The organism is Ruegeria sp. AB10 (assembly GCF_056542745.1).
Map to the genome: position 1 here is coordinate 261,666 of NZ_JBQGAI010000002.1, position 26,106 is coordinate 287,771.

Annotated in this window: 26 protein-coding genes and 1 pseudogene; 11 read left to right on the forward strand and 16 right to left on the reverse strand. The window is 60.2% G+C overall.

Annotation, left to right across the window (positions count from 1 at the left end; all coding sequences use genetic code 11):
* The first annotated feature begins 62 nt into the window (after window positions 1-62).
* Together ACR0NT_RS06260 and aqpZ are read left to right on the forward strand one after the other, a co-directional pair.
* A complete protein-coding gene (locus tag ACR0NT_RS06260; protein ID WP_170443401.1) occupies window positions 63-872 on the forward strand; it encodes a M90 family metallopeptidase in 810 nt (269 codons plus the stop codon).
* 123 nt (window positions 873-995) lie between these two features.
* Window positions 996-1,682: an aquaporin Z gene (aqpZ, locus tag ACR0NT_RS06265; RefSeq protein WP_170443399.1), complete on the forward strand. Its 687-nt coding sequence runs from the start codon at window positions 996-998 to the stop codon at window positions 1,680-1,682.
* 43 nt (window positions 1,683-1,725) lie between these two features.
* Here the strand turns inward: aqpZ and ACR0NT_RS06270 are convergent, their stop codons facing one another.
* Both ACR0NT_RS06270 and ACR0NT_RS06275 read right to left on the reverse strand, forming a co-directional pair.
* Window positions 1,726-2,274 carry a peptidylprolyl isomerase gene (locus tag ACR0NT_RS06270; protein ID WP_170443397.1) on the reverse strand — a complete coding sequence of 183 codons (549 nt, stop codon included), beginning with the start codon at window positions 2,272-2,274 and terminating at the stop codon, window positions 1,726-1,728.
* Window positions 2,267-2,773: a peptidylprolyl isomerase gene (locus ACR0NT_RS06275; RefSeq protein WP_170443396.1), complete on the reverse strand. Its 507-nt coding sequence runs from the start codon at window positions 2,771-2,773 to the stop codon at window positions 2,267-2,269. Before ACR0NT_RS06275 ends, ACR0NT_RS06270 begins: the two co-directional genes overlap by 8 nt.
* A gap of 134 nt (window positions 2,774-2,907) precedes the next feature.
* Between ACR0NT_RS06275 and ACR0NT_RS06280 the strand changes: the two genes are divergently transcribed.
* The 7 genes from ACR0NT_RS06280 to ACR0NT_RS06310 all read left to right on the forward strand — a co-directional run bounded on the left by ACR0NT_RS06280 (window position 2,908) and on the right by ACR0NT_RS06310 (window position 9,196).
* Window positions 2,908-4,098 carry a phosphoglycerate kinase gene (locus ACR0NT_RS06280; protein WP_170671913.1) on the forward strand — a complete coding sequence of 397 codons (1,191 nt, stop codon included), beginning with the start codon at window positions 2,908-2,910 and terminating at the stop codon, window positions 4,096-4,098.
* 65 nt (window positions 4,099-4,163) lie between these two features.
* A complete protein-coding gene (locus ACR0NT_RS06285) occupies window positions 4,164-4,508 on the forward strand; it encodes a lysozyme inhibitor LprI family protein (RefSeq protein WP_170671915.1) in 345 nt (114 codons plus the stop codon).
* Window positions 4,509-4,637: 129 nt separating this feature from the next.
* Window positions 4,638-4,937: an FtsB family cell division protein gene (locus ACR0NT_RS06290; RefSeq protein WP_170443389.1), complete on the forward strand. Its 300-nt coding sequence runs from the start codon at window positions 4,638-4,640 to the stop codon at window positions 4,935-4,937.
* 176 nt (window positions 4,938-5,113) lie between these two features.
* Complete coding sequence (pdhA, locus tag ACR0NT_RS06295; protein ID WP_170443387.1) at window positions 5,114-6,103, forward strand: pyruvate dehydrogenase (acetyl-transferring) E1 component subunit alpha; 990 nt, start codon at window positions 5,114-5,116, stop codon at window positions 6,101-6,103.
* Window positions 6,104-6,118: 15 nt separating this feature from the next.
* Window positions 6,119-7,489, forward strand: a complete 1,371-nt coding sequence (locus ACR0NT_RS06300) for a pyruvate dehydrogenase complex E1 component subunit beta (protein ID WP_170443385.1) — start codon at window positions 6,119-6,121, stop codon at window positions 7,487-7,489.
* A gap of 14 nt (window positions 7,490-7,503) precedes the next feature.
* Window positions 7,504-8,805 (forward strand): pyruvate dehydrogenase complex dihydrolipoamide acetyltransferase, encoded by a 1,302-nt coding sequence (locus ACR0NT_RS06305; RefSeq protein ID WP_170671917.1) that lies wholly within the window; start codon window positions 7,504-7,506, stop codon window positions 8,803-8,805.
* Between the two features lie 148 nt (window positions 8,806-8,953).
* Entirely contained in the window at window positions 8,954-9,196 is a 243-nt protein-coding gene (locus tag ACR0NT_RS06310; protein WP_170443381.1) for a hypothetical protein, read from the forward strand.
* Window positions 9,197-9,237: 41 nt separating this feature from the next.
* On the opposite strand, the gene cysE is transcribed toward ACR0NT_RS06310, so the two are convergent.
* A complete protein-coding gene (gene cysE, locus ACR0NT_RS06315) occupies window positions 9,238-10,047 on the reverse strand; it encodes a serine O-acetyltransferase (protein ID WP_170443379.1) in 810 nt (269 codons plus the stop codon).
* 84 nt (window positions 10,048-10,131) lie between these two features.
* On the opposite strand from cysE, the gene ACR0NT_RS06320 reads away from it, so the two are divergent.
* A complete protein-coding gene (locus ACR0NT_RS06320; RefSeq protein ID WP_170443377.1) occupies window positions 10,132-10,470 on the forward strand; it encodes a TraR/DksA C4-type zinc finger protein in 339 nt (112 codons plus the stop codon).
* On the opposite strand, the gene ACR0NT_RS06325 is transcribed toward ACR0NT_RS06320, so the two are convergent.
* From ACR0NT_RS06325 to ACR0NT_RS06350, 6 genes and pseudogenes are all read right to left on the reverse strand, one after another.
* Window positions 10,451-10,747: a DUF7742 family protein gene (locus ACR0NT_RS06325; protein WP_480442754.1), complete on the reverse strand. Its 297-nt coding sequence runs from the start codon at window positions 10,745-10,747 to the stop codon at window positions 10,451-10,453. The two genes, ACR0NT_RS06320 and ACR0NT_RS06325, sit on opposite strands and share 20 nt — an antisense overlap.
* 8 nt (window positions 10,748-10,755) lie before the next feature.
* A complete protein-coding gene (locus ACR0NT_RS06330) occupies window positions 10,756-14,721 on the reverse strand; it encodes a baseplate multidomain protein megatron (protein WP_170671921.1) in 3,966 nt (1,321 codons plus the stop codon).
* A pseudogene (locus ACR0NT_RS06335) lies at window positions 14,722-15,009 on the reverse strand (C40 family peptidase); the annotation flags it as partial. It lies immediately after the preceding gene.
* Between the two features lie 23 nt (window positions 15,010-15,032).
* Complete coding sequence (locus tag ACR0NT_RS06340) at window positions 15,033-15,392, reverse strand: immunity protein Imm33 domain-containing protein (protein WP_170443368.1); 360 nt, start codon at window positions 15,390-15,392, stop codon at window positions 15,033-15,035.
* Window positions 15,393-15,427: 35 nt separating this feature from the next.
* The gene (locus ACR0NT_RS06345; protein ID WP_170443366.1) at window positions 15,428-15,970 is read right to left on the reverse strand and encodes an Imm26 family immunity protein; all 543 of its coding nucleotides are present in this window, start codon (window positions 15,968-15,970) and stop codon (window positions 15,428-15,430) included.
* A gap of 92 nt (window positions 15,971-16,062) precedes the next feature.
* Window positions 16,063-17,433: a DNA-packaging protein gene (locus tag ACR0NT_RS06350; RefSeq protein ID WP_480442831.1), complete on the reverse strand. Its 1,371-nt coding sequence runs from the start codon at window positions 17,431-17,433 to the stop codon at window positions 16,063-16,065.
* 1,000 nt (window positions 17,434-18,433) lie between these two features.
* Here ACR0NT_RS06350 and ACR0NT_RS06355 point away from each other — a divergent pair.
* Entirely contained in the window at window positions 18,434-19,690 is a 1,257-nt protein-coding gene (locus tag ACR0NT_RS06355) for a DEAD/DEAH box helicase (protein WP_170671923.1), read from the forward strand.
* A gap of 37 nt (window positions 19,691-19,727) precedes the next feature.
* On the opposite strand, the gene mltG is transcribed toward ACR0NT_RS06355, so the two are convergent.
* The 7 genes from mltG to fabD all read right to left on the reverse strand — a co-directional run bounded on the left by mltG (window position 19,728) and on the right by fabD (window position 26,068).
* Window positions 19,728-20,888, reverse strand: a complete 1,161-nt coding sequence (mltG, locus tag ACR0NT_RS06360) for an endolytic transglycosylase MltG (protein WP_170671925.1) — start codon at window positions 20,886-20,888, stop codon at window positions 19,728-19,730.
* On the reverse strand, window positions 20,889-22,154 hold the full coding sequence (fabF, locus tag ACR0NT_RS06365) for a beta-ketoacyl-ACP synthase II (protein ID WP_170671927.1): 1,266 nt from the start codon (window positions 22,152-22,154) through the stop codon (window positions 20,889-20,891).
* 204 nt (window positions 22,155-22,358) lie between these two features.
* The gene (locus tag ACR0NT_RS06370; RefSeq protein WP_170443358.1) at window positions 22,359-23,102 is read right to left on the reverse strand and encodes a 1-(5-phosphoribosyl)-5-[(5-phosphoribosylamino)methylideneamino] imidazole-4-carboxamide isomerase; all 744 of its coding nucleotides are present in this window, start codon (window positions 23,100-23,102) and stop codon (window positions 22,359-22,361) included.
* 120 nt (window positions 23,103-23,222) lie between these two features.
* Window positions 23,223-23,762, reverse strand: a complete 540-nt coding sequence (locus ACR0NT_RS06375; protein WP_170443356.1) for a GNAT family N-acetyltransferase — start codon at window positions 23,760-23,762, stop codon at window positions 23,223-23,225.
* A gap of 143 nt (window positions 23,763-23,905) precedes the next feature.
* Window positions 23,906-24,139 carry an acyl carrier protein gene (locus tag ACR0NT_RS06380; protein WP_008756330.1) on the reverse strand — a complete coding sequence of 78 codons (234 nt, stop codon included), beginning with the start codon at window positions 24,137-24,139 and terminating at the stop codon, window positions 23,906-23,908.
* Window positions 24,140-24,350: 211 nt separating this feature from the next.
* Window positions 24,351-25,088 (reverse strand): 3-oxoacyl-[acyl-carrier-protein] reductase, encoded by a 738-nt coding sequence (fabG, locus tag ACR0NT_RS06385; RefSeq protein ID WP_170443354.1) that lies wholly within the window; start codon window positions 25,086-25,088, stop codon window positions 24,351-24,353.
* 41 nt (window positions 25,089-25,129) lie between these two features.
* The gene (gene fabD / locus ACR0NT_RS06390) at window positions 25,130-26,068 is read right to left on the reverse strand and encodes an ACP S-malonyltransferase (RefSeq protein WP_170671929.1); all 939 of its coding nucleotides are present in this window, start codon (window positions 26,066-26,068) and stop codon (window positions 25,130-25,132) included.
* Window positions 26,069-26,106: the final 38 nt, after the last annotated feature.

Sequence of the window (26,106 nt, forward strand, 5' to 3'; positions counted from 1 at the left end):
GTCACCCTGCGGCGTTTTTCTTTTGACCTTGCCGATGGGACCGGTCGGTATAGGGTTCTGACATGTTGATCTTTTTCTCACTCCTGCTGCTGATCGCGGGTTATTTCCTGTATCGCCACTGGTCCAGGTCACAGGCGCGGCAAGAATTGCTGGCCACCCCTCTGACCGACCACCAACGCCGCGTGATCGAACAGCAGGTACCGCTGATCCGCCGCCTGCCCCCTGACCTGCGCGCCAAGCTGGATGGCAAGGTGAACCTTTTTCTGGATCAGGTGCAGTTCCACGGCTGCGACGGGCTGGAGGTCACCGAAGAGATGGAACTGGCCATCGCCGCGCAAGCCAGTCTGCTGCTGGTGAACAGCGACCTCTGGTACGACCACCTGACAACGATCCTGATCTACCCTAGTGCTTTCAAATCGCGCCAGCGTCGGCAGGACGGCTATGTGGTCAGCGAAAAGGAAATCGTGCGTACCGGCGAAAGCTGGGATCGCGGGCCGGTGATCCTTTCATGGTCACACAGCCAGAAAGGCGCGGCAAATGATCATGACGGGCAAAACGTCGTATTACACGAGTTCGCGCATCAGATTGATGACCTGTCAGGCGGCACCAACGGCGTTCCAATCCTGAATGACGGGCAGAGCTTTGCCGAGTGGGAACGCGTCTTTCTGACCGCCTATGACGCCCATGTACGTGCGGTGGAACACGGCCAACACACTGTCATCGATCCCTATGGCGCGACTGGCCACGAAGAGTTCTTTGCCGTCTCGGTCGAGGTTTTCTTCGAACGGCCGCGACAATTGAAAGCCTCCGTGCCCGAGGTATATGAACAGCTGTCGAAGCTGTTCCGTCTGGACCCGGTCAGTTGGGCATAACTGCCCATTCAAACACGTCGGATCATTTCTGAACGGCTTGTCTGGAATTTCCCCGTTTCTCGGTATTTCACAAAATGCGATTATTGAATTAACCTTAAATCAGTGTTTTCAGGAGGGATTTTCATGTCATCAAAACTCATGGCCGAGTTTTTCGGCACGTTCTGGCTGGTTCTGGGCGGCTGCGGCAGCGCCGTATTGGCGGCAGGTGTCGCAGATGTCGGCATCGGCTGGCTGGGCGTTTCCTTTGCCTTCGGCCTGACGGTTCTGACCATGGCCTATGCGGTCGGTCACATCTCGGGTGGGCATTTCAACCCGGCGGTCAGCCTTGGCCTGATGATGGGCGGCCGGTTTCCAGCCAAGGATCTGATCCCCTATTGGATCGCGCAGGTCATCGGCGCAATTGCCGCCGCAGCTGTCCTGTATCTGATCGTCAGCGGTGCTCCGGGGTTCGAGGGGGTCGGCGGGTTCGCCTCGAACGGGTATGGCGAGGCATCGCCCGAGGGCTACTCGATGATGTCCGCGCTGGTAATCGAGATCGTGATGACCGCGTTCTTCATCATCGTCATTCTTGGCGCGACTTCCAACTTTGCGCCTGACGGGTTCGCCCCGATCGCCATTGGCCTGTGTCTGACACTGATCCACCTGATCTCAATCCCGGTGACGAACACGTCGGTAAACCCCGCGAGGTCCACCGGAGTGGCCTTGTTTGCGGATGCTCCGGCCCTTGGTCAGCTTTGGCTGTTCTGGGTCGCGCCGCTGATCGGTGCCGCCATCGGGGCGCTGATCTGGCAGGCGATGGGCGACGACTGATACAAAAAAGGCCCCGAAGCGGAATGCGTCGGGGCTTTCTACTTTATTCGGTGACCGTGACTTTTTTCATCACGTCCGGCTGACCGATGACGGCGCCGTTCGGGCCGTCACCGCGCTTGATCGCATCGACCACATCCATGCCCTCGGTCACTTGACCAACAACCGTGTACTGGCCGTTCAGGAACGGACCCGGCTCGAACATGATGAAGAACTGCGAGTTCGCGCTGTCGGGATCCTGTGCCCGCGCCATACCCACGACACCACGGTCATAATTGTAATCCGAGAACTCGGCAGGCAGGTTAGGACGATCAGACCCACCGGTACCGGCACGGCGCATGTCACCGCCGATACGACCGAATTCAACGTCGCCGGTCTGCGCCATGAACCCGTCGATCACGCGGTGAAACACCACGCCATCATATTTGCCCTCAGCGGCCAGAGCACTGATCTGTTCAACATGTTTGGGGGCGATATCTTCGAACAGGTCGACGGTGACAGTGCCGTTGGCGCCCTCGCCCTCGATCTCGATCTGAAGCCCGGTGGCGAGCGCAGGGCTGGCCAGAAGGGCAAAGGCAGCGGCCAGCTTATACATCGGCAGCCACCTTGACGCTGATCATACGATCCGGGTTCGCAGGCGGCTCACCCCGTACGATGGCATCCACATGCTCCATCCCGTCAATAACGCGGCCATAAACGGTGTACTGACCGTTCAGGAAGTGGTTGTCCTTGAAATTGATGAAGAACTGCGAGTTGGCCGAATCCGGGTTCTGTGAGCGTGCCGCGCCCAGCGTACCCCGGTCATGCGGCAGCTTGGAAAACTCGGCCGGAACGTTCGGCAGCGACGAGCCGCCGGTGCCCGCCATACGCAGGTTGAACCCGTCTTCCATATCGCCGTGCTGCACGTCGCCGGTCTGCGCCATGAAACCGTCGATCACACGATGGAAGGCCACGTTGTCGTACTCACCACCGCGCGCCAGATCTTTCATCCGGGCCGAGTGCAGAGGGGCCACGTCCGGCAGCAATTCGATGACGACATTGCCGCCCTTCAGTTCGATGATGATGGTGTTTTCGGGATCCTTGATCTCGGCCATGAGGCCCTCCTGTCGTTTAACTTGCGCAAATACCTATGATGCGGGCGCGCGAATGCCAAGTGACGCATTGACCTGAGGGCAAAATGCAGGAAAAGAACCGCCTAAATCTGTTTCACATTTCCGAGGATTGCACGATGGGCTGGAAAACTCTCGACGACATGGACCTGAACGGCAAACGCGTGCTGGTGCGCGTCGACATCAACGTGCCGGTTGTGGACGGGGTCGTGACCGACGCCACCCGCATTCAGCGCATCGTGCCCACGGTTCGCGATATTCTGGCCGCCGACGGCAAACCCATCCTGCTGGCGCATTTTGGACGTCCGGGTGGTGAACGGCGCGAAAACCTGTCGCTGAAGCAGCTCGTCCCCACGCTGGAAGACGCTTTTGGCTCTACGGTTCTGTTCGCCGCCGATTGCGTCGGCACCGAGGCCGAACTGGCGGCCGAGGCCTTGCAACCCGACCAGGTGCTGCTGCTGGAAAACACCCGCTTCCACGCGGCTGAAACCAAGAACGATGCTGATCTGGCCGCAGGCATGGCCAAGCTGGGCGAGATCTATTGCAACGATGCGTTCTCGGCCGCCCACCGCGCCCACAGCTCGACCGAAGCCATCGCCCGCCTGCTGCCCTCATGCGCTGGCCGCCTGATGCAGGCGGAGCTTGAGGCGCTGGAAGGCGCTCTGGGTGCGCCCAAACGTCCGGTGACCGCCGTGGTCGGCGGTGCGAAGGTTTCGACCAAGCTGGAGCTGCTGGGCAATCTGATCACCAAGGTGGACTATCTGGTGATCGGCGGCGGCATGGCGAACACGTTCCTTGTCGCTCAGGGCCTGAACGTCGGCAAATCGCTGGCCGAATCCGCGATGAAAGACACCGCGGCCGAAATTTTGGCCAAGGCGGAAAGCACGGGTTGCACCATCGTCCTGCCCACCGACATCGTCGTCGCGGACAAGTTCGAAGCGGGCGCCCCGCATCAGGTACTGCCCACCGACCAATGCACCGAGGACGGCATGATCCTGGACGCCGGCCCCGAAAGCGTTGCCGCCATCACCGAAGTATTCTCCAAAAGCCAGACCCTGATTTGGAATGGTCCGCTGGGCGCGTTCGAGATCGAGCCCTTCGACGCCGCCACCAATGCCGCCGCATTGAAAGCCGCCGCGCTGACCCGCTCGGGCAAGTTGGTGTCGGTCGCGGGTGGCGGCGATACGGTCGCCGCGTTGAACGCCTCGGGGGCGGCAAAGGACTTTTCCTATATCTCGACCGCCGGTGGCGCGTTTCTGGAGTGGATGGAAGGCAAAACCCTGCCCGGTGTTGCCGCGCTGGAAGGCTGAACCGCGCAAATTGGCCGTGTATTCAGAGTCATGGTAAAATCCTCACATTCAGTGGAGATTTTGCCATGAGAGTTTTTGCCTGCCTGATCATTGCCCTGTTTCCCCTGCCCGCTATTGCCCAATCCACCTGCGGTGGTCAGACTCAGCTGGATGCGAATTTCTGCGCCAAGGAAAAATGGGAAATCGCCGACCGCGAGCTCAACCGAATCTGGAAAGAGGTCAAACCTCTGGCGGATGCGCGTGGAAATGGACAAACCCTGCTGACCGAACAGCGCGCCTGGCTGAAAACCCGCGACGCAACCTGTGAGCCTGAACTGAAAAGCGACGGCAGTGCAGCGCCGATGTTCTACTGGGCCTGTATGGAAGAGCAGACCCTGATCCGCAATCACGCGCTGAACGCATGGCGCTGACAATGCGCCGCCAACAAATTTGGAAAATTGCGAATCAGGGGATTCACAACCCGAATCACCTGTGACATAGTGCGGACAGATGCTCGCAAAGGGCACGTTATTGAGGCAATTCATACGGCGGTAAACAGAGTGTCCCGTTCTCATCGGCCCGGTTTGGGCGCAGTCGTTTTCTTCATGGTGGCGTTTATGCTGGGTGTGTACTTCACCTTTGCCGCCGTGCAGGGCGACTACGGCCTGTTCCGACGGGTCGAGATTGCGGCGGAACGGGACGCCCTGTCACGCGACCTCGCCAAGCTCGAGGCTGAGATCACCGAGATGGAAAACCTGACCCGCCGCTTGTCGGATACGTATCTGGACCTCGACCTGTTGGATCAGCAGGCACGCTCGGTTCTGGGCATGATCCGCTCGGACGAGATCGTCATCCGCTGATCCGGGCCAGAGTTTTCAACGAAAACTCTCTGCACGCCAGTATCTTATTCAACAAAAAACGGCCTGTTTCCGCAGGAACGGACGCTGCGTCACATTTCCCCTCGCCAGAAAGCAGGAAATGCTTTATGAGATAGTTTAACGCTAAACTATCTGTCCGAAAGGGGGAGATCGCCACGATGGCTGCGCGAAAAACCACAAAGAAACCAAACGTTTCTGCGGAAGAGCTCAAAACCTACTACCGCGAAATGCTTTTGATCCGCCGATTCGAAGAAAAAGCGGGCCAACTTTATGGCATGGGTCTGATCGGTGGCTTCTGCCACCTTTACATCGGGCAAGAAGCCGTTGTTGTGGGCCTCGAGGCCGCAGCCAAGGAAGGCGACAAGCGCATCACCTCGTACCGCGACCACGGCCACATGCTGGCCTGCGGCATGGACCCGGGCGGCGTGATGGCCGAGCTGACCGGACGCGAGGGCGGATTGTCCAAGGGCAAGGGCGGCTCGATGCACATGTTCTCGAAAGAGAAGCATTTCTACGGCGGGCACGGTATCGTTGGCGCGCAGGTCCCGCTGGGTGCAGGTCTGGCCTTTGCCGACAAGTACAAGGAAAACGGCGGCGTGACCTTCACCTATTTCGGTGATGGCGCAGCGAACCAGGGCCAGGTCTACGAGACCTTCAACATGGCAGCGATCTGGGACCTTCCGGTGATCTTTGTGATCGAGAACAACCAGTACGCCATGGGCACGGCCCAGGCGCGTTCGACCTCGACCAAGGATATCTACCACCGTGGTGAGGCGTTCGGCATCCCCGGCGAGATCGTCAACGGCATGGACGTGCTGGCGGTTAAAGCCGCTGGTGAGAAAGCCGTTGCACACTGCCGCGCAGGCAAGGGTCCCTACATCCTCGAGGTCAAGACCTACCGCTATCGCGGCCACTCGATGTCGGACCCGGCCAAGTACCGCACCCGCGAAGAGGTTCAGAAGGTCCGCGAACAAAGCGACCCGATCGAACACGTGCGCGAGCTGCTGCTGACCGGCAAACATGCATCCGAGGATGACCTGAAGGCGATCGACAAAGAGATCAAAGAGATCGTGAACCAGGCCGCCGAATTCTCGAAAGAAAGCCCCGAGCCGTCGCTGGACGAGCTCTGGACAGATATCTACGCCTGAGAGGACGATTAAGACATGGCAACCGAAATTCTCATGCCCGCCCTTTCGCCCACGATGGAAGAGGGCACGCTGGCCAAATGGCTGGTCAAGGAAGGCGACACCGTATCCTCGGGCGATATCATGGCCGAGATCGAAACCGACAAGGCGACGATGGAATTCGAAGCCGTTGACGAAGGCATCGTCGGCAAGATCCTGATCGCCGAGGGCACCGAAGGCGTCAAGGTCAACACCCCCATCGCCGTTCTGGTGGAAGAAGGCGAAGACGCCTCGGCCCTGCCCGCGGCAGCACCTGCTGCCGCAGCGGAGACCGAAGCCGCCCCTGCGGCGGTTGAGGCGCCCGCTCCTGCCGCCGCACCTGCCGCTCCGGTCGTGGACCTGTCGCCCGACTGGCCTGCCGACGCCGAGATGGCGCAGCAGACTGTCCGCGAAGCCCTGCGCGATGCGATGGCCGAGGAAATGCGCGGCGACGAAGACGTTTACCTGATGGGCGAAGAAGTCGCGGAATATCAGGGCGCGTATAAAATTTCCCAAGGTCTGCTCGACGAATTCGGTGCCAAACGTGTGATCGACACCCCGATCACCGAGCACGGCTTCGCCGGTATCGCGGTTGGTTCTGCCTTTGGCGGTCTGAAACCGATTGTCGAGTTCATGACCTTCAACTTCGCCATGCAGGCAATTGACCAGATCATCAACTCGGCTGCCAAGACACTCTATATGTCCGGCGGCCAGATGGGCTGCCCGATCGTGTTCCGTGGCCCCAACGGTGCCGCCGCCCGCGTGGCTGCGCAGCACTCTCAGGACTACGCCGCATGGTACATGCAGGTTCCCGGCCTGAAGGTTGTGATGCCCTATTCGGCGGCCGACGCCAAGGGCCTGCTGAAATCGGCAATCCGCGATCCCAACCCGGTCGTGTTCCTGGAGAACGAAATCCTTTACGGTCGCTCCTTCGATGTGCCGCAGGTGGATGACCTGACCGTCCCGCTGGGCAAGGCGCGCATCTGGCGCGAAGGCTCGGACGTGACCATCGTCAGCTTTGGCATCGGCATGCAATACGCTCTGGAGGCCGCCGACAAGCTGGCCGAAGACGGTATCAGCGCCGAGGTCATCGACCTGCGCACCATCCGTCCGATGGACACCGGCGCGATCATCAACTCGGTGATGAAGACCAACCGTCTGGTGACCGTCGAAGAGGGCTGGCCGCAAGGCTCGGTCGGCAGCTACATCAGCTCGGTGGTGATGCAGGAGGCGTTCGATTACCTCGACGCACCCGTCATTACGCTGACCGGCAAGGACGTCCCGATGCCCTACGCCGCGAACCTCGAAAAGCTGGCCCTGATCACCACCGATGAGGTGATCGCCGCCGTCAAACAAGTGACCTACCGGTAAGGAGCGACAAACAGATGCCCACCGAAATTCTGATGCCCGCCCTTTCCCCTACGATGGAGGAAGGCACCCTTGCCAAATGGCTGGTCAAAGAAGGCGACACTGTCTCGTCCGGCGACCTGCTGGCCGAGATCGAAACCGACAAGGCGACGATGGAGTTCGAGGCCGTCGACGAAGGCACCATCGGCAAGATTCTGATCCCCGAAGGCTCCGAAGGGGTCAAGGTCAACACCGCGATTGCGGTCCTGCTGGAAGATGGCGAAAGCGCTGATGACATTGGCAGCACACCTGCCGCTGCCCCCGCGGCTGCCCCCGCAGCCGCCGCGGGCAACGAGGCTGCCGCGCCAGCGGCGTCCGAGGCGCCCGCCCCTGCACCGGCAGCACCGGCCAAGGCCGATGGCGGTCGTATCTTCGCCTCCCCGCTGGCCCGACGCATTGCTGCGCAAAAAGGTCTGGACCTGACACAGATCGCAGGCACCGGCCCGCATGGCCGGATCGTCAAGGCTGATGTCGAAGGCGCCACGGCAACCGCTCCGGCCCCTGCCGCTGCACCTGCCGCAGCCGCCCAGGCGGCCGCAGCACCGGCAGGCCCGTCGGCGGATGCCGTGGCCAAAATGTACGAGGGTCGCGACTACGAAGAAGTCAAGCTCGACGGGATGCGCAAAACCATTGCCGCGCGCCTGTCCGAAGCCAAGCAAACCATCCCGCATTTCTACCTGCGCCGCGATATCAAGCTGGACGCTCTGCTGAAGTTCCGCGGCCAACTGAACAAGCAGTTGGAAGGCCGTGGCGTGAAGCTCAGCGTTAATGATTTCATCATCAAGGCTGTTGCCAACGCGCTGCAGCAGGTTCCCGCCTGCAATGCGGTCTGGGCTGGTGATCGCGTTCTGCAACTGAAACCTTCGGATGTGGCGGTCGCCGTCGCCATCGAAGGCGGCCTGTTCACGCCGGTCCTTCAAGATGCCGACACCAAGTCGCTGTCCGCACTGTCGACCGAGATGAAGGACCTTGCCGGTCGCGCCCGTGAACGCAAGCTGGCGCCGCATGAGTATCAGGGCGGCACATTTGCGATCTCGAACCTCGGCATGTTCGGCATCGACAATTTCGACGCCATCGTGAACCCGCCCCATGCCGGTATTCTGGCTGTGGGCTCCGGCGTCAAGAAACCGGTTGTCGGCGCTGACGGCGAGCTTGCCGTAGCTACCGTCATGTCGGTCACAATGTCGGTCGATCACCGGGTGATTGACGGTGCGCTAGGCGCAGAGCTGCTGCAAGCCATCGTCGACAATCTGGAAAACCCGATGGTCATGCTGGCCTGATCAAACATCATCCGCCGGGGTCAGGCCTCGGCGGGTGCTCTTACGATCACCGCCACGATGTGAGCAAGCGTGATCGCCCGGCTGGTTGCCCAAGCAACCGCAGTCCCCCACCTTTGATGCAGACGGCTTTGCAACTTAAAGGTGGACCATGTGCTTTTCTGATCTGACCAAGACCCTGCTTCTGGTCGCGCTGACGGCCACCACAGCACCTGCCGCCGCCATCGCAAAACCCAACAGCTATCCCGGCGAAAATTCCAAATTCAAGTCAACCGACCCCGCTGTCATCGCGCAGCAGAAAGCCGAACGCGAACGGCGCATTGAACTGCGGAAACAAAGGCGCGAGGAACGCAGGCGCGAGCGGCAGGAGCGGCGCAACAACCGCTCGAACTAGATCGCTTTGCGTTTATTTGAATCGCAAAACGCTTTAGATTCTTACTGGTCCTTGCCCAGCATGTGGTCCATCGAAACCGAAGGTTGGTCACAGCCCGCTTCACCCACGATCTTGGCAGGGATGCCCGCGACTGTGGTGCAGGCCGGAACCTCTTGCAACACCACTGAACCTGCGGCGATGCGGCTGCAATGGCCCACCTCGATATTACCCAGAACCTTGGCCCCGGCGCCGATCAGAACGCCATCACCGATCGTGGGATGGCGCTGCTCCTCTTCCTTGCCGGTTCCGCCTAGAGTCACAGAATGCAGCATCGACACATTGTCGCCAACAACCGCCGTTTCACCGATCACAATGGAATGGGCATGGTCGATCATGATGCCCTTGCCGATCTTCGCGGCAGGATGAATGTCGATCCCGAAAATCTCGGACGAGCGCATCTGGAAGAAATACGCCAGATCATGACGGCCTTTGTTCCAAAGCCAATGCGCCACACGATAGGCCTGCATCGCCTGATAGCCTTTGAAGTACAGGATCGGCTGCAACAGGCGGTGGCACGCCGGGTCGCGTTCATACACGGCCATCAGGTCCGCACGCGCGGCCTCGATCAGCGACGGGTCATCCGCATAAGCCTCGTCCACGATTTCACGCAGCACCATCATCGACATCTCGTTCGAACACAGCTTGGCCGACACCCGGTATGACAAAGCCCGTTCAAGGCTGCGGTGGTGCAGGATACAGGCGTGCACCAGACCACCCATAAGTGGCTCGCTCTCGACGGCCGCCTGAGCTTCGGTGGTGATACGGGTCCAGACCGGATCAACCGGTCTTACGAGACTGCGCTTTTCCAACATGGTTTTTGATCCTTTGCTGCGCCTAGAATGCCATTTAGTTGTAAAAACACCAAACGCAAACCCGTGATTTGCAGGGTAACGAAAATGAATGAAACCGAATTGGCAGGCTTTGCCGCAAGGATTCAGGCCCGATTGATCGAGATTGCGGATCATTCGGCCTCGGAAAAAGATGCGCAGGCCATTGTCGAATTGGACCAACAGGCCGTTGGCCGTCTCAGCAGGATGGACGCGTTGCAGAATCAGGCCATGGCCAAAGCGCAGCAAGCCAATCGGGATATCGAGACGCGACGCTTGCAGGCCGCGCTGGCCCGCATTCAGGAAGGGGAATTCGGGTATTGCGAGGATTGCGGCGACGAGATCCCCAAAGGCCGACTGAACCTGGACCTCGCCGCCACCAAATGCGTCAGCTGTGCGTCCGGTTGATTTGAAACCGGACCAGATGGCGCAGAACCGTCTCAAAACATTGACAATACTGCGGGTCGTCAAAACCCGGTTCATCCGCCAGCCGCCTGCTGCGCGCCGCTGCCATCAACGAGCCATTTCCGAACATTGGATGAATCCGCCCGGTCTGGCCGACATGTTTGTCGGCCAGTTCCGCTTCGTGGATCATGCGGGAGCAGAGGCGATTGCGCTCCACCGGCGGCGCGGCCAGCAGGGCACGCGCCGCAGCGCTGACATCTCCGTGTAAAACAGGGCGCATGTCGCGGTTTACCCGACTGCCAGGCTGGTCGGCAGGCCCGGACCGTAGCTGGCCGAGACCTGCGCCACCCGAACCTCATAGGCCCCGCTGAGCCCATCCGCCGTTTGTGCCGCGGCCGAATAGAACCAGTTCGGCGCGCTCACGACCTGTTCGCGTACAGGCGCGCCGTTGACGCGAATTTGAACAAGGTAAGATTCGCTCTCTTCCGCCAACGGCACGTCCAGACCGGCCCAATCGTCCCCATCCAACCGAGTGCGGCGTATCCAGGACAGCTGGTCGCCTGTGGCCGAGGAAACCGCCCTGAGATGCACCGGCGCATAGGGACGCAATCCGTTGCCATCAAAGGTTTCGACAAGGTGAGTGAAGGACGGGTCGTCATATCCTCGCGTCGCCGGGCCGATGCGATAGTGTTTGGTCACCCGCCGCTCGGACCGCAGTAGGCTTGTCTGATAAACCCGCTGATCCAGCAAAACGAACATCGACCCTTCGGGCCAGATATCGGGCATCGTCGCATCTGTCCCCAACTGGCCGCGCAAACGCCCGGACAAGGTATACGTACCAGCCTCCTGCAGAGTGGCATTTGCGAACTGGAAAACCTCCCAGTTGCCGGGTGTCCCATCGCCGATTGCTGCCAGATTGGCGCCGTTTAACAGAGCCTCACGCGGGCGCGATTCCAGCACCCCGTCGACCAGATTGACCCGCAGTGGTGCACCTTCGTCCCAGATACCCGCACCCGCCTGCCTGAGCGGCGTTTCGGTGTACCCGATGACCGCCTGCCCCGAGATGAGCTCTTGCAGCGAATAATCCTCGTCGCTGGCCGCCGAGTAGACAGCAACGCTACCGGGCCAGGGGCTTGCCGAAGCGGCAAGATACGGGGCGTGCGGTGCTTCTGACCCGGTAATCAGCGGCAAATCCATGAATACGGGCAGGACAGGAACAGGTGCGATAAAGGGCTTTGCGGTCACCTCGTCATCGGGCAGATCGGACGGCGCATAGAGGCCGGGCTCGATCCGCACTGCGTCAGCCAATTGCAGATCGGCCTGTTCCAGACGGTCGATGCGATACCGCGCACCCTGCCCATCTTTGGTCAGAGTGACGACGTCACCCGCACCCAGATGCAGCATCGACGGCGGCAACGCAAACCGGGCCGTTTCACGCGAAACCCGCGCTTCGCTCAGCCAGCGCTCGGCCGTTTGGCGGCCTTCCGCGCGTGTCATCGACAAAGGCATCTCGTTCACCGACACGGAATGCGTGCGGGTATCCGGCAGAACAGCCTCTTCTGACACAACGTCATGGTCGGCATCCGATTGCACGAACCGCAACCGCACGCGGCCCGTCAATTCGGCCTCGGCCTCCCGGCGATATTCGACACGTCCTTCAATGTCCGCACTGTCGGCCAGCAAATCACTGTCCAGCTCAACCGGTCTGCGGCCATCGCGCATTCGAAACAGCAACACGCCATCCCGTTCAATCGCATCAAAGCCGTAGCGCAACATCAACGGCTGCAAGGCCGCACGCGCGCTGGATACGTCTTCAATCGCATACCCCCGCACCACGCCATACAGCCGCGATACATCGATATGCATCACCCCGGCTCCGTGGCAGATTTCCATGACAACCGAGGCCAGAGTACGCGTTCCCGATCGCCCGTTCAGCCAATGACCGCGCGGGTACTTGACGCCATCGCTCCACTGGCTGCGGAGGTTGGGAAAGGTGGGAAAGGGGCGTGCGTCCCAGGCCCAGACATAAGCGTTCGCCATGTCTACCATCGGCCCACCATATTCATCCGAAACCGGGTTGATCGCCGGATCGGACCAATAGCCCAACATCGCCTTCAGATACTGCACCTGCATGAAATCGTCACGCAGACCGTTGGAGTGTTTCGGCAGGCTGGATTCCGAGGATTTGGGATCGAGAAACTTGTTCGGCTGATTGGACCCTTTGTCGATAGCGGCGCAGCCAAGCTCAGTGAACCAGATCGGCTTGGACCCGGGCACCCAATCCGTCGGGTTCGTCTGCCGCACACCTCCGATGCGCTCGTGGTGCCGGTTTGACCACCAGTTGCGCAGGTCCTTGTATCGCCAGACCCACGGCTCATCGTGATCCTCGTCTGTGATCGGAGCCCGGATCTGGGCTTCGGCCTCTTCCGGTGAGGCGTAGTACCAGTCATAGCCCTCGCCGCCTTCGATGTTGCCGCGCAGGTAGTCGAGGTCATAGATCGCGTCGGCCCCGGCCTGCGCATCCAGATGCTCCACCCCGTCTCGCCAGTCGGACAGCGGCATGTAGTTGTCGACACCGACAAAATCGATGTTGTCATCGGCCCACAGTGGATCGAGATGGAAATAGCGGTCCCCCGATCCGTCATCGGGCTGATAACCAAAATACTCGCTCCAATCCGCCGCATAGCCGATCTTGGTTTCCGGCCCCAAAATCGCGCGCACCTCTGCCGCAAGCGCCCGCAGATGCGCCACAGCGGGAAAACCGGACGCGCCACGGATTTGCGTCGAGCCGCGCATCTCGGATGAGATACAGAAGGACGCCACACCTCCGGCGGCTTTGCACAGGGCCGCATAGTGCAGGATAAACCGGCGCAGCCCCCATTCCTGTGGGCCGGTATAGGAAACCACTCCGTCACCGACGGCAAAATCGCTGGCCTGCGCGGATCCGAAGAACGCGGCGACCTGCGCGTCTGCGGCGGCTGTCTGGTCCGGTGACCCGGCACGCCCTGGAGCCTCGCTCAACGTGATACGGCCGCGCCACGGCAGATGCGGCTGGTCACCGGCATCGGACCACGGGTCGGGCAAACCGTTGCCCTCAAGCTGGTCCATCAGAATGAACGGATAGAACATGACGCGTTTGCCCGAGGCCTTCAGGTGTCGGATCGCCTGGACCACCGACTGATCGGCCGGTGTCGCGCCATAGACCGGCAGACCATCCTTGTGCCGGACCTGCTGGGCAGAGGTGCGATACACACCAGCCACATGCCAGGGCATGTTCTCACCTTCGATGTCCTTGTGCAGAACCTTCGGCTGCAACTGACAGGTTCCGCACCGCAGGTCGTCCCCGAACCAGGACACGATCAACGAGGCCGCGTCGCAGGACCCAAGCTCTGTTTGCAGAGATCGGGTGGCGGTTACCAGATCCGACACCCCCGAGGCAGAATTGACATTCGCGGCCCAGCTCTGTCCTCTGCCCTTAGTATAGTTGATCTGTTCGCTGGCCAGAGCGTACTCGCCGGTGCCCGGCATCAGCGCAACGCCCCGGATCGTTCTGGACAGCGCGTCCGGAGTATCGGGCAAACCCGGTTGTTCCTGCCGCACAACCTCGAACGAAAATTGCGGCACCCGGTTGCCGAAGGACGCCAGTTGCAGGTCCTCAATCACCACATAAGCCGTGCCGCGATAGGCCGGAACGTTGCCCGCGCCCTCAATGGCCTCGATCAGAGGGTCCGGCAATTGGTGATTGCCCCCGTGATAGATGCGCATGTTTAGACCTGCACGTTCCAGTTCTTCACCGTCCGCCCAAATGCGCGCGACATCCGAAATCCAGCCGGCGCCAACCGCAATGGCCAAAGAAATCGAATAGCTGTAGCTGTGCGTGGTCGTTGTGACCTCGGGCGTTTTGGGGGAACCTTTGCCGCCACCGCCTCCGGATTGCGAGGTTGTGCTTGTGCTTCTGGTTTCCAGAAAATCCGACGCCCAGATGACCTGACCGCCCACCCGCATACGCCCGAAAATCATGGCGACGGGGGCACCTTCTCCGGTTTCCGTCAAACGAAACCGGTCCAGACGTCCGGTTTCGACAATTTCGCTGCCACCCCCCATGACCGATTGGCTCATCAGCCTTTGGTCGATGACCCGGCCCAGCGTTGCGCCCACTGCGCGGCCGATAACAGCCGTTGACAGCCCCGCAACAGTACCGCCAATCGCGCCGCCGATCGCGGCCCCTGCTGCAGACAGAACTATTGTAGCCATTCACTTAACCTCCAGCGGGAATTCAAAACAGGCGACCACCCGGCGGCGCCAGGGGTCGCTCAGCGTGTTTTCGACAACGCCATGCCCAGAGTAGGCGTGAATGAACCGCGGTACGGCCCCTGTTGCGCTGACGATGCCGACATGTTTGGCGACACTCCCATCGCGCATCCGGAACAACAGCACATCGCCAGAAGCCACATCGTTGGATCTCTTTTCGATCAGATGCCGGCGGGCGGCGGCCCACATGCGTTCCTCTCCCTGAGGTTCGGACCAGTCCATGCTGTAGGCAACGGGTTTAGGTGTATTCTGAACTAGTCTCTGTCCACATTGAGCAGGCTCGCATCAAACCACATGTCTTCATACGAGCCATCGATCAAAAATCGCCATCCAGCAGGCAAAAGAAGATACTTCAGGCTCAGTTTACAAACCTCTTGTAGGTGACCCACATGAATTGGTTCGAAAAAGTCCTTTGCGTCAGAAAGCTCTTTTCCTCCCCACAGATACCAACCAGTTGTACCGGAGGTATATGGATGTCTAAGTCCATTGAGAGGTAGCACTCCACCCAGTGCTGATTGTGATATTCCGACTTTGTCACCGGGGAATACCTCGCAGGGTTCAACATCAAATTCGTCGCAGACTGCTTTTTGTAGTTTTCGCAAATCTGAGATCATGATGATGGCCCGTTGGGAACGTATTGTCTTGAAAATCAGTGGAGATCATTCTGAAACGATGGAACTTTTGAAACGTCAATTGCGAGGCTCTCTACCCATTTGCACAACTTTCCATCACGAGTCGCAATGATCCTATCTTCAACATGGCTTGCTTCCCACACCGCCACACGTTCCAATCCGCAGCACTCACTGAGAAGTGCTGGCTTTTCGTACCCATGCAGCGAAAAGTCCGAATGATAAAGGGATAACGCGCCAGTTATCATGTCTTGCTTGAAACGGTAGTCTTCTTGCAGGACGTCCTTGCGAGGCTCGGCCTGGCCAACTTTGGGCCAATAGCCGCGACTGACAACATCCCGGTAGATAAAGCTCTTGAACAGGATTGGTAATTGAATCAGTTTTTCGACTGAAGGCCGCGCAGAAAAGCACCCTTCGAATACGGCGACAAAGTACTCTTCGCCCAATTGTCCATAGGCCCAGCATTCGTTTCCCAAAGGAATCTCGACTATTGCGCCCGCTTTCCATCGCTGACGCTTATTTGGCTTTCCTCTTTGAGCTCGAAGATAACTTTTGTTTTCCATGCATTGTGATTTGCATAGGTATGGCGTTGTTTCAACATGATAATTCTCTCAAGTCATCTACGGTGCTTGCGCTGTTACCGGATGCCCAAAACTCACAAACTCCGCACCCTAGGCCACCGATACGCCCCAGCAGGCCCAACAACCAACTCATGCAGCGCCCAGACCAGCGCATCGACCCGGTCGGGTGAGCCCTGCCCCTCGAACCCGCGCGCGGTCATCTGGCACATCTGCTCCTCAAGCGCGTCCAGACCGACCGTATGAGACACCCGCCCCTGTTCGTACAACGCCGCCACAGGCTCGGCCCGCGCCACCTTCCCGCGCGACGCCCGCACCGCGCGAAACGGGACCAGAGGGTCCACCTGCCGCACGACCTCTTCCACCAGTTGCCCGCCCTGATTGACCTCGGCCACCAGCCGCTCGGCTCCGAATTCCTCCATCGCGTCAATCGCCGCCTGCGCCCAACCCGCAGGACCCGCGCCCTGCACCGTCCGGTCGGCCAGCACATAGGCGCGCCAGTCCTCGGGCCGCCCCTGTAGCTGCGCGCCGACAACCACGATCCCGCAAGCATCCGCACTGGACCCAGCCGTCACCGCCGGGTCCAAAGCCACCACGATACGGTCCAGTTCCGGCACAACCTCGACCCGCGCCGCGTCCAGCATCGAGCCTGTCCACAACGCGCCTTCAGCATCCGACAGCAACACCCCGTCCAATTCCTGCCGCCCCAGCCGCGTGCCCGCATAGCGCGCGCGCACCTCATTTAGAAACGACTCTGCCAGATTGGCCCGGTTCGCCTCGGTCGGCGCATGGGTCTGTACGGTGGACGGAGACGCCAGCAGCGCTTTCAAAACCTTCACATTGCGCGGCGTGGTCGTCACACAGACCCGAGGCCTTTCACCCAGGCGCAACGCAAACTGCAGCATATCCCAGGTCTCTTCAGCCTTTTTCCACTTTGCCAGTTCGTCCACCCATGCCGCATCGAATTGCGGCCCCCGCAACCCCTCGGGGTCATGCGCCGAGAACGCCTGCGCCTCGGCCCCGTTAGGCCAGATCAGCTTGCGTTCCGATGCCTTCCACTGCGGCCGCCGGTCCGGGGGCGAACAGTGCAAAATCCCGCTGTCGCCAAAGATCATCACATCGCGCACCTGATCGAAGGTCTCACCGACCAAAGCCACCCTGCTGGCCTCTCCCCTATCCAACGGCTTGGACCCCTCGACCATCGATCGCACCCATTCGGACCCGGCGCGTGTCTTGCCTGCGCCGCGCCCACCCATGATCACCCAAGACCGCCAGTCACCCTCGGGCGGCAATTGATGCGGCATCGCCCAGAACTCGAACAGGAAAGGGAGGGCACATAGCCCCCCCTCCCCGATCTCACTCAGAAATCGGTCCCGAACCGCAGCATCGGCGGAGGCGAGCCAACCTGCACCCGATTTCGAATCGAGCGCGCTCAAGGTCGAGCGCATACCCCCCTTGGGCAATTCCGGCTTGTCTGTGATGTTGTTCGACAAAGCTTGTCTCCACTTTCTGACAACTTCGGATCAGCCCCTCTAACTGCCCGAGTTGTTTGGCTGTACCAGCCAGGTCTGCATCCTCCCCGGTTCCGATTTGCCTGTGCAGTTCTTCCGCTGCTTGGCGCAAACCGCGAATGGACGTCTCAAGCGACTGCAAAAGTTCCGCCGTCTGGGACATCCGCTCTTCCGGGGTAATCAAAGTCATGTTTGCCTGTGACCTCATGCGTGAGTTTTTCCGCACGAGAGAAACGAAAAACGGCCGCCGGGTGTCCCCCGGGGCCGTTGCCCACTTCTTCTAGCATGACACAACTTATACGAGAATAAGCACGCAAAGTCAATGATTTGCGCAACAGGCGCGCAACACCCAGAGTACGCTCCGAGTTAAGAATACCTGAAAGACCACGCGCATTACGGTTGGATTGCCAGCCTTTCCGGCCGCTACTCTGGTGCGATGACAGAAGGACATTCCCTACACAACGCATTCCTTTGATGTGATGGAACGGGTCGCCAATGAGACGATGAAACCTTCACGCGGATGAGGATGCCGGTGTCTCTTCAGTCTAGTTTAAACACCGGGCGAAAGACGAGCTTTCTGCAGTCGGAACAAAACCACGGAGGTCGGTTCTCGCTGGGGTCAGGTAATGACGGGGATGCGGTCTTATCCTGCCCCCGCCCCATCAGTGACCCATATCAAAGCTTGACAAACCCGCACATAAGTCGCATGTGCCGCAGACCAAGCGCTGACGCGTGAGCATCTGGCCGACACGGCCCCACAGCGCACTACACATCTCTCAGTTCCCCTTCACGCAGGGTTCTTGATGCGACGGCCGGACGTATGGGACTCGCCCGTATGTCCCGAGGCTTCGCATAAACCCTGCCGGTCGCGCTGCTTGCGTGGCCTTACGCTTGTGTCCGGTGCGGAAAGCCGTCCCGGATCAAAAAGGAATGATACTTGTTCGATTTCGACATGCTGGGCCTTGCCCCAGCCCTGAATGACGCGCTGCAACGCGCCAACTTTACCCAACCCACGCCGATCCAGAACCAGGCGATCCCGCTGGCCCTGCAGGGCCACGACATCCTCGGGCTGGCCCAGACCGGCACCGGCAAGACGCTGGCCTTCGGCCTGCCGCTGATTGATCACCTGCTGGCGCAACCCAGCAAACCGGCCCCCAAAACGGTCAAAGCCCTGATCCTGGCGCCGACCCGCGAATTGGTGAACCAGATCGCCGAGAGCCTGCGCAACCTGACCCAAAAAACGAAACTGCGCGTAGCCACCGTCGTCGGCGGGCAATCCATCGGCAAGCAGATCTCGTTCCTGTCGCGCGGCACCGACATTCTGGTCGCCACCCCGGGCCGCCTGATCGACCTGATGGAACGTGGCGCCGTTGACCTCAGCACAGTCCGTCATCTGGTGCTGGATGAGGCCGACCAGATGTTGGACATGGGTTTCATCCACGCCTTGCGCAAAATCGAGCCCGCTTTGGGCACGCCGCGTCAGACCATGCTGTTTTCGGCGACGATGCCGAAACTGATGGAGGAACTCAGCCAGTCCTATCTGACCAACCCCCAGCGGGTGCAGGTGTCACCTCCGGGCAAGGCCGCGGACAAGATCACGCAGTCTGTCCATTTCCTAGATCGGGCTGAAAAACCGCGGAAGCTGCGCGAGGTTCTTTCAGCGGATATGGACGCCTTGACGCTGGTCTTTGCCCGCACCAAGCACGGGGCAGAGAAACTTATGAAAGGTCTGGTGGCGGACGGTTTCAACGCCGCCTCGATCCACGGGAACAAAAGCCAGGGTCAGCGCGACCGCGCGATCAAGGCGTTCCGCGCCGGTGAAATCAACGTTCTGGTCGCCACGGATGTCGCCGCGCGTGGGATTGATATTCCGGGCGTTGCCTACGTGATCAACTATGACCTGCCCGAAGTGCCCGACAACTATGTCCACCGCATTGGCCGCACCGCGCGCGCCGGACGCGAGGGGGAAGGCATCGCATTCTGCGCACCGGACGAACTGGACCAGCTGCGCCAGATTCAGAAGCTGATGAAGATCGAAATCCCGGTCGCCAGCGGCACCATGCCCGAATTCGCTGAGCCCAAGAAACCGCGCAAGCGTGGCGGGTTTAGGGGTCGCAGACCGCACGGGGCAAATGAGGCGTCAAAACCAGCGCCGTCCAAACGTCGCCGTCCACGCCGACGCCCCGCCGCGTAATACAGAAAGGGCCGCGTTTTCCGACGCGGCCCTTTTCTTAGTTGCTCGAGTTGTTTCTCTCGGCTTCGATCTCTCGCCACTTGGCGACGTTGCGGTTGTGCTCATCCAGAGTTTCCGCAAAGGCGTGCCCGCCTGTGCCATCCGCTACAAAGAAGACGTAATCAGTTTCTTCCGGCGCCACGGCGGCCTCAAGGCTTGCAAGTCCCGGATTTGCAATCGGCGTCGGCGGCAAACCATCGATTACATATGTATTCCAAGGCGTTGCCCGACGAAGCTCGCTCCGGCGCAGACCGCGACCCAGAACGCCTTGACCCTTGGTTACACCATAGATCACGGTCGGGTCCGTCTGCAGTTTCATGCCTTTCTCAAGCCGGTTCACAAAAACACTGGCCACTTGCCCGCGCTCATGCGGGACACCGGTCTCTTTCTCGATGATCGAGGCAAGGATCAGCATCTCTTCGGGGCTGCTGATCGGCAAGTCGTCCTGCCGACTTTCCCAGACCGCGTTGATCCGCAACTGTTGCTTGTCCTGCATATCCTGCAACACAGCAGCGCGGTCATCGCCCGGGGCCAGTTCATAGCTGTCGGGGGCCAGCATCCCCTCGGCCGGGATCTCGGACACCTCACCGGTCAGCGCGTCGATACCCTTCAGCGCCTCAACCACTTGCCACGAGGTCACACCTTCGGCGACCGAAACACGATAGCGAGTGTCGGAATCCTGACGCTTCTCTGCATACTCGGCAGGGGCTTCCTCTTCACCGGCCTCAAAGCTGGCGATCTCGACAAAGTCCAGCGTGGCCGGGTTCAGCTCACGCACGCGGGTCTGAACCCGTGTCACACCAATGCGATACTCAATCTCGGACCCACAAGTGCTGGCGCCACTGCTGGTGATCTCATCGATGATCTGCTCCATCGACGCGCCTTCGCGGACCAGAAAGCTGCCGGCTTTCAATTGCTGGGCCTTGTCGGTGTAATCCGCCCCCATCCGGAAGATCATGGCATTGCTGATCGCGCCATCATCTTCAAGCTGCTGGCTTACGCGGGTCATGTTCGATCCGCTTTTGACCTGCAGGCACATGGCGGTTTGCAGCGGGCCCTCGGCCTTGTATTGCGACTGCCCCCACAGGATCAGACCGCCGATCAGAAACAGGCTGACCACCAGGATGGTCAGCGCGTTCGATGCCAAAGCCCGCCACATTTAGCTGGCCTTTCCGAAGATCACGCTCGCGTTGGTGCCGCCAAAGCCGAACGAATTCGACAGGGCCACGTTGATCTCTCGCTCACGTTTTGCATTCGGGGCCAGATCGATCGGGGTTTCAACCGCCGGGTTGTCCAGGTTGATCGTCGGCGGCGCAACCTGATCGCGGATCGCGAGGATCGAGAAGATCGCCTCAATCGCGCCGGCTGCGCCCAGCAGGTGACCTGTGGCCGATTTGGTCGAGGTCATGGTCGCGTTGCTGGCGTGGTCGCCCAGCAGACGCTCTACGGCGCCTAGCTCAATCGTGTCCGCCATGGTCGAAGTGCCGTGGGCATTGATATAGTCCAGATCCTTCGGCTCCAGCCCGGCGCTGCGCAACGCGGCTTTCATCGAACGCTCGGCCCCGTCGCCATCCTCGGACGGCGCGGTGATGTGATAGGCGTCACCGGACATGCCATAGCCCAGAACCTCGGCGTAAATCTTCGCGCCGCGCGCCTTGGCGTGTTCGTATTCTTCCAGAACAACAATGCCCGCGCCTTCGCCCATGACGAACCCGTCACGGTCGACGTCATAGGGGCGGCTCGCCTTTTTGGGGTCATCGGCGTATTTGGTCGATAGCGCCTTGCAGGCGTTAAAGCCAGCAATGCCGATCTCGCAGATGCAGCCTTCACCGCCACCCGCAACCATGACGTCAGCGTCACCAGCACGAATAATTCGGCTGGCATCGCCAATTGCGTGCGCACCAGTCGAACAAGCCGTTACAACCGAGTGGTTTGGACCTTTGAACCCGTGACGGATCGAGACCTGCCCCGAAGCCAGGTTGATCAGGGCGCCGGGAATAAAGAAGGGAGACACACGGCGCGGACCTTTGTCGCGGATCAGGTTGGCCGTATCTGCAATCGACCCGAGGCCACCAATACCGGAACCGATCAGAACGCCGGTGCGCAGGCGCGCCTCTTCGTCCTCGGGCGTCCAGCCCGCATCCGCACAGGCCATGTCGGCCGCTGCGATGGAATACAGGATAAAGTCTTCGATCTTGCGCTGCTCTTTCGGCGGCATCCAATCGTCGGGGTTGAAGGTCCCGTTGGTGCCGTCTCCTCGCGGCACTTCGCAGGCATAGGTCGTGGTGACCCCGCTTGCCTCGGCGTCGAACTGAGTGATCGGGCCCGCACCGGATTCTCCGTCCAGCAGCCGCGACCAGGTTTCCTCGACCCCGCTGGCCAACGGAGTGACCAATCCCAGACCGGTTACAACGACTCTGCGCATGAAATGCCTCTTGCCTGCTTCCTGTTTGAGAACCGCTCATACCCCGGCCCGGGGGCCGGGGGCAAGAGCAACGGCATATTCCCTTCCGGCGGTATCCTGCCAAAATCGAAAGAAATTCAGCTTGTCACCACAAGAACGGCTCAGAATTGAAAAAACCGCCCGCTGCCTCGATCGGCAACAGGCGGTTTCCGAATGGTCCGTCAGTTACTGGAACTGTGCAACCGGTTCATGTGCGGTTTTGGCCACTTCCAGCGCCTCCGCCAGATCAAGCGACTTGCGGAACAGCGCCCGCCCAACAATCGCGCCCGAGATATTCGAGATGTAAGCCAAGCGCGAGATATCGTCCGCCGTGCGCACCACACCGCTGGCGATGATCGGCGTTCGGGATTTTTCAGCAAGACCGGAGATCAGGCCCAGTTGCGCCTCGACGTCCTCCATGTCGCTGTCGATATCCGTTACCAGAATGGCGGCAAACGGGGTATCGGCGAACGCCTCGATATAGGCTTCCGGGGTGAAAGCACTCTGGCTGCGCCAGCCCTCGGTCATCACCTGACCTTGCCAGACATCCACGGCCAGAACGATCTGATCCGGATAAAGCTTGGCAAGTTCCTTGACCAGGATCGGATCCCAGGCGGCCAACGTACCAAGGACAATACGTCCAGCTCCCTTGTCGATCCAATACTCGACCTGCTCGCGGGTGCGCATACCACCAGCCAGTTGCACCGGCATTTCAGACGAGCGAATGATCTCTTCGACCAGCTCGGCGTTGGTGTCCCGCCCTTCGATCGCGTCGAAATCCGTCAGTTGCATCCATTCCGCACCTGCGGCTGACCAACCACGCGCTGTTTCAACAGGGTCCACGTGCCAGATCATGGCTTCGTCCAGACGGCCCTTTTCCAGCGTCACACACCGGCCGTTCTGCAGTTCCATTGTGGGGTAAATCCTCATGAGCACGCTCCTCCGCTCAATCGCTTTGCAATTCACTGTACCATACACGTCCGCAGAATCGCGAATGCTACCAGTTTCGGCAAACTGGAGACATTTTGCGGCATCACAACCAAGTTGAGACTAAAGGCGCGCGGGCGGTCCGTTCCGGCGCAGCAACACAACCGGAGTGTCGTTGTATTTGCATTCACGCATCACCGTGTAGCCAAGCTTTTCTGCCAGCTTGTGCGAGGCGTGGTTCGCTGAGTTCACCATTGCCACCAATGGTCCGGGCATGATGCGGTCAAACCAGTCATGCGCGGCCTGGGCGGCCTCGAACCCCAACCCCTGACCCTGTGCCTCGGGCACCAGAATCCATCCGGCTTCGGGAAAACTGTCGAAATCATCGCCCAAAGACCGGTTACCATAGAAAAAACCGGCCTGCCCGATCATCAGCCGATTCGATTGCTGCAACACGGCCCATTGCCCGAACCCGGCCATCTGCCAATGCCCGGCATTGCGCAGAAACGAATCCCATGCCTCACCACGCGAACGCGGCTTGCCGCCAATATGGCGCACGATACATGGGTTGCGCCAAATCTCGGCGAACCGGTTGAAATCCTCGGGCCTCATGCCGCAAAGCATCAGGCGCGATGTGTTTATCGTCGGGGTGGATCGTATCATGCCCTGCCCGCATAAAATATTTTGTGCCTCAGGGGGATCGTTGCGAACGTAGCCTTACTCTGACAAGCCTGAAATCCGGACAGGCATAAAAAAACGGCGCCTCCGTTGCCCGGAAGCGCCGTTTTTATAAGATTTCGAAGCGATCAGGACGCTTCGGAGATGAATTTGACGGCGTCGCCAAAGGTCTGGATGGTTTCAGCTGCGTCATCCGGGATCTCGATGCCGAACTCTTCTTCGAAGGCCATGACCAGCTCAACGGTGTCCAGGCTGTCGGCACCCAAATCGTCGATGAACGAAGCGTTCTCGGCTACTTTGTCCTCTTCAACACCCAGGTGCTCAACAACGATCTTTTTAACGCGATCTGCGACGTCGCTCATGTCTATTCCTCATTCCATTTTCAGGGCGTAATGCCCGGTTCAGCCCTTGCCCGCTCAGGCTGGCTTTGATTTTGCCCGGTCCGGGCGGTTGGGTCCCCGAATTACCGGGAAAGTAGAAGGCCGACCGTTTGGCCGACCCCTGCATACATGTGCCGCCTATAGCACAGACAACGCCCGAGGCAAACGCTTTCGCGCCTGCCTCGGCGTGCGATCACAACATGGCCATGCCGCCATTCACATGCAAGGTCGCTCCTGTAACATAACCCGCCTCAGGGCTGGCAAGGTACAGAACTGCCGCAGCAATTTCCGATGGCTCACCCATACGACCGGCCGGAACCTGTGTCAGGAGGGCGGATTTCTGATCGTCGGTCAGCTTGTCGGTCATCGCCGTCGTGATGAAGCCTGGCGCCACCGCGTTGGCCGTGATTCCGCGGCTTGCGACCTCGCAGGCCAGAGACTTGGTCATGCCGACCATGCCCGCCTTGGACGCGGAATAGTTGACCTGACCCGGGTTTCCGGTTGCACCTACAATGGACGAGATATTGATGATCCGACCCCAGCGCGCCTTCATCATGCCGCGCAGAACGCCCTTGCACAGCTTGGCGGTGGCGGTCAGGTTCACGTCGATCACGCTCTGCCATTCCTCGTCCGACATGCGCATGAACAGGTTGTCCCGCGTGATACCCGCGTTGTTAACCAGAATATCGACCGACCCCATTGCATCCGCCGCCTGCTTCGGCAGCGCCGCGACGGCTTCGGGATCACTCAGGTTGCAGGGCAGCACGTGGACACGCTCGCCCAGCTCATCCGCCAGTGCCTGCAGCGGCTCGACCCGTGTACCAGACAGCCCGACAGTGGCGCCAGCGCCGTGCAGCGCGCGCGCGATATCGCCCCCGATACCACCCGAAGCGCCTGTGATCAGCGCGTTCTTACCTGTCAAATCAAACATTCGGTTTCCCTTTTCGTGCGTCCCAACGGGACGTTTTCAACTTACGATTCGGCCTGGGTGACCTTTTGCACGTCTTCCGGCGTGCCGACGGCCTTGCCCGCAATGTCGCGATTGATCTTGCGGATCATGCCCGACAGAGCCTTGCCTGCGCCGATCTCCCATGTCTCGGTCACACCCTGCGCGGCCATGTACTGCACACTTTCGCGCCAACGGACCGAACCGGTGACCTGTTCGACCAGCAACTGGCGGATCAGGTCCGGGTCGGCAACCGCTTCGGCGCGTACATTCGCAACCAGGGGCACAGCAGGAGCCTTGATTTCAACAGCAGCCAGAGCCTCTGCCATTACATCTGCAGCAGGTTGCATCAGCGCACAGTGAAATGGAGCACTTACAGGCAACATTACCGCCCGTTTGGCGCCTTTTTCCTTGGCGATCTCTGCCGCGCGTTCCACGGCAGCCTTGGCGCCCGAAACCACAACCTGCGTCGGGTCGTTGTCATTCGCGGCCTGACAGACCTCACCCTGCGCGGCCGCTTCGGCAACGGCGCGGACCGCGTCCAGATCCAGCCCAAGAATGGCGGCCATTGCGCCCTCGCCCACCGGCACGGCGCTCTGCATCGCCTGGCCACGGGTGCGCAGCAGACGGGCGGTATCGGCAACCGACAGCGCTCCGGCAGCGGCCAGTGCGGAATACTCACCCAATGAGTGGCCGGCCACAAAAGAGGCGTCTGTCACTGAAACGCCCTCGGCCTCCAGCGCGCGCATCGCGGCGATCGAGGTTGCCATCAGCGCCGGTTGCGCATTCTGCGTCAGCGTCAGGTCCGCAATATCACCTTCCCAGATCAGGCTGCTCAGCTTTTCACCCAGGGCTTCGTCGACCTCGTCGAACACTGCCTGAGCTGCCGGGTATGCCTCGGCCAGAGCCTTGCCCATCCCGATGGTTTGGGCGCCCTGCCCCGGAAAAACGAATGCGCGTGTCATTGCGACCTCTTGGATGACGTTAGGTTGCCGGGGGGTGT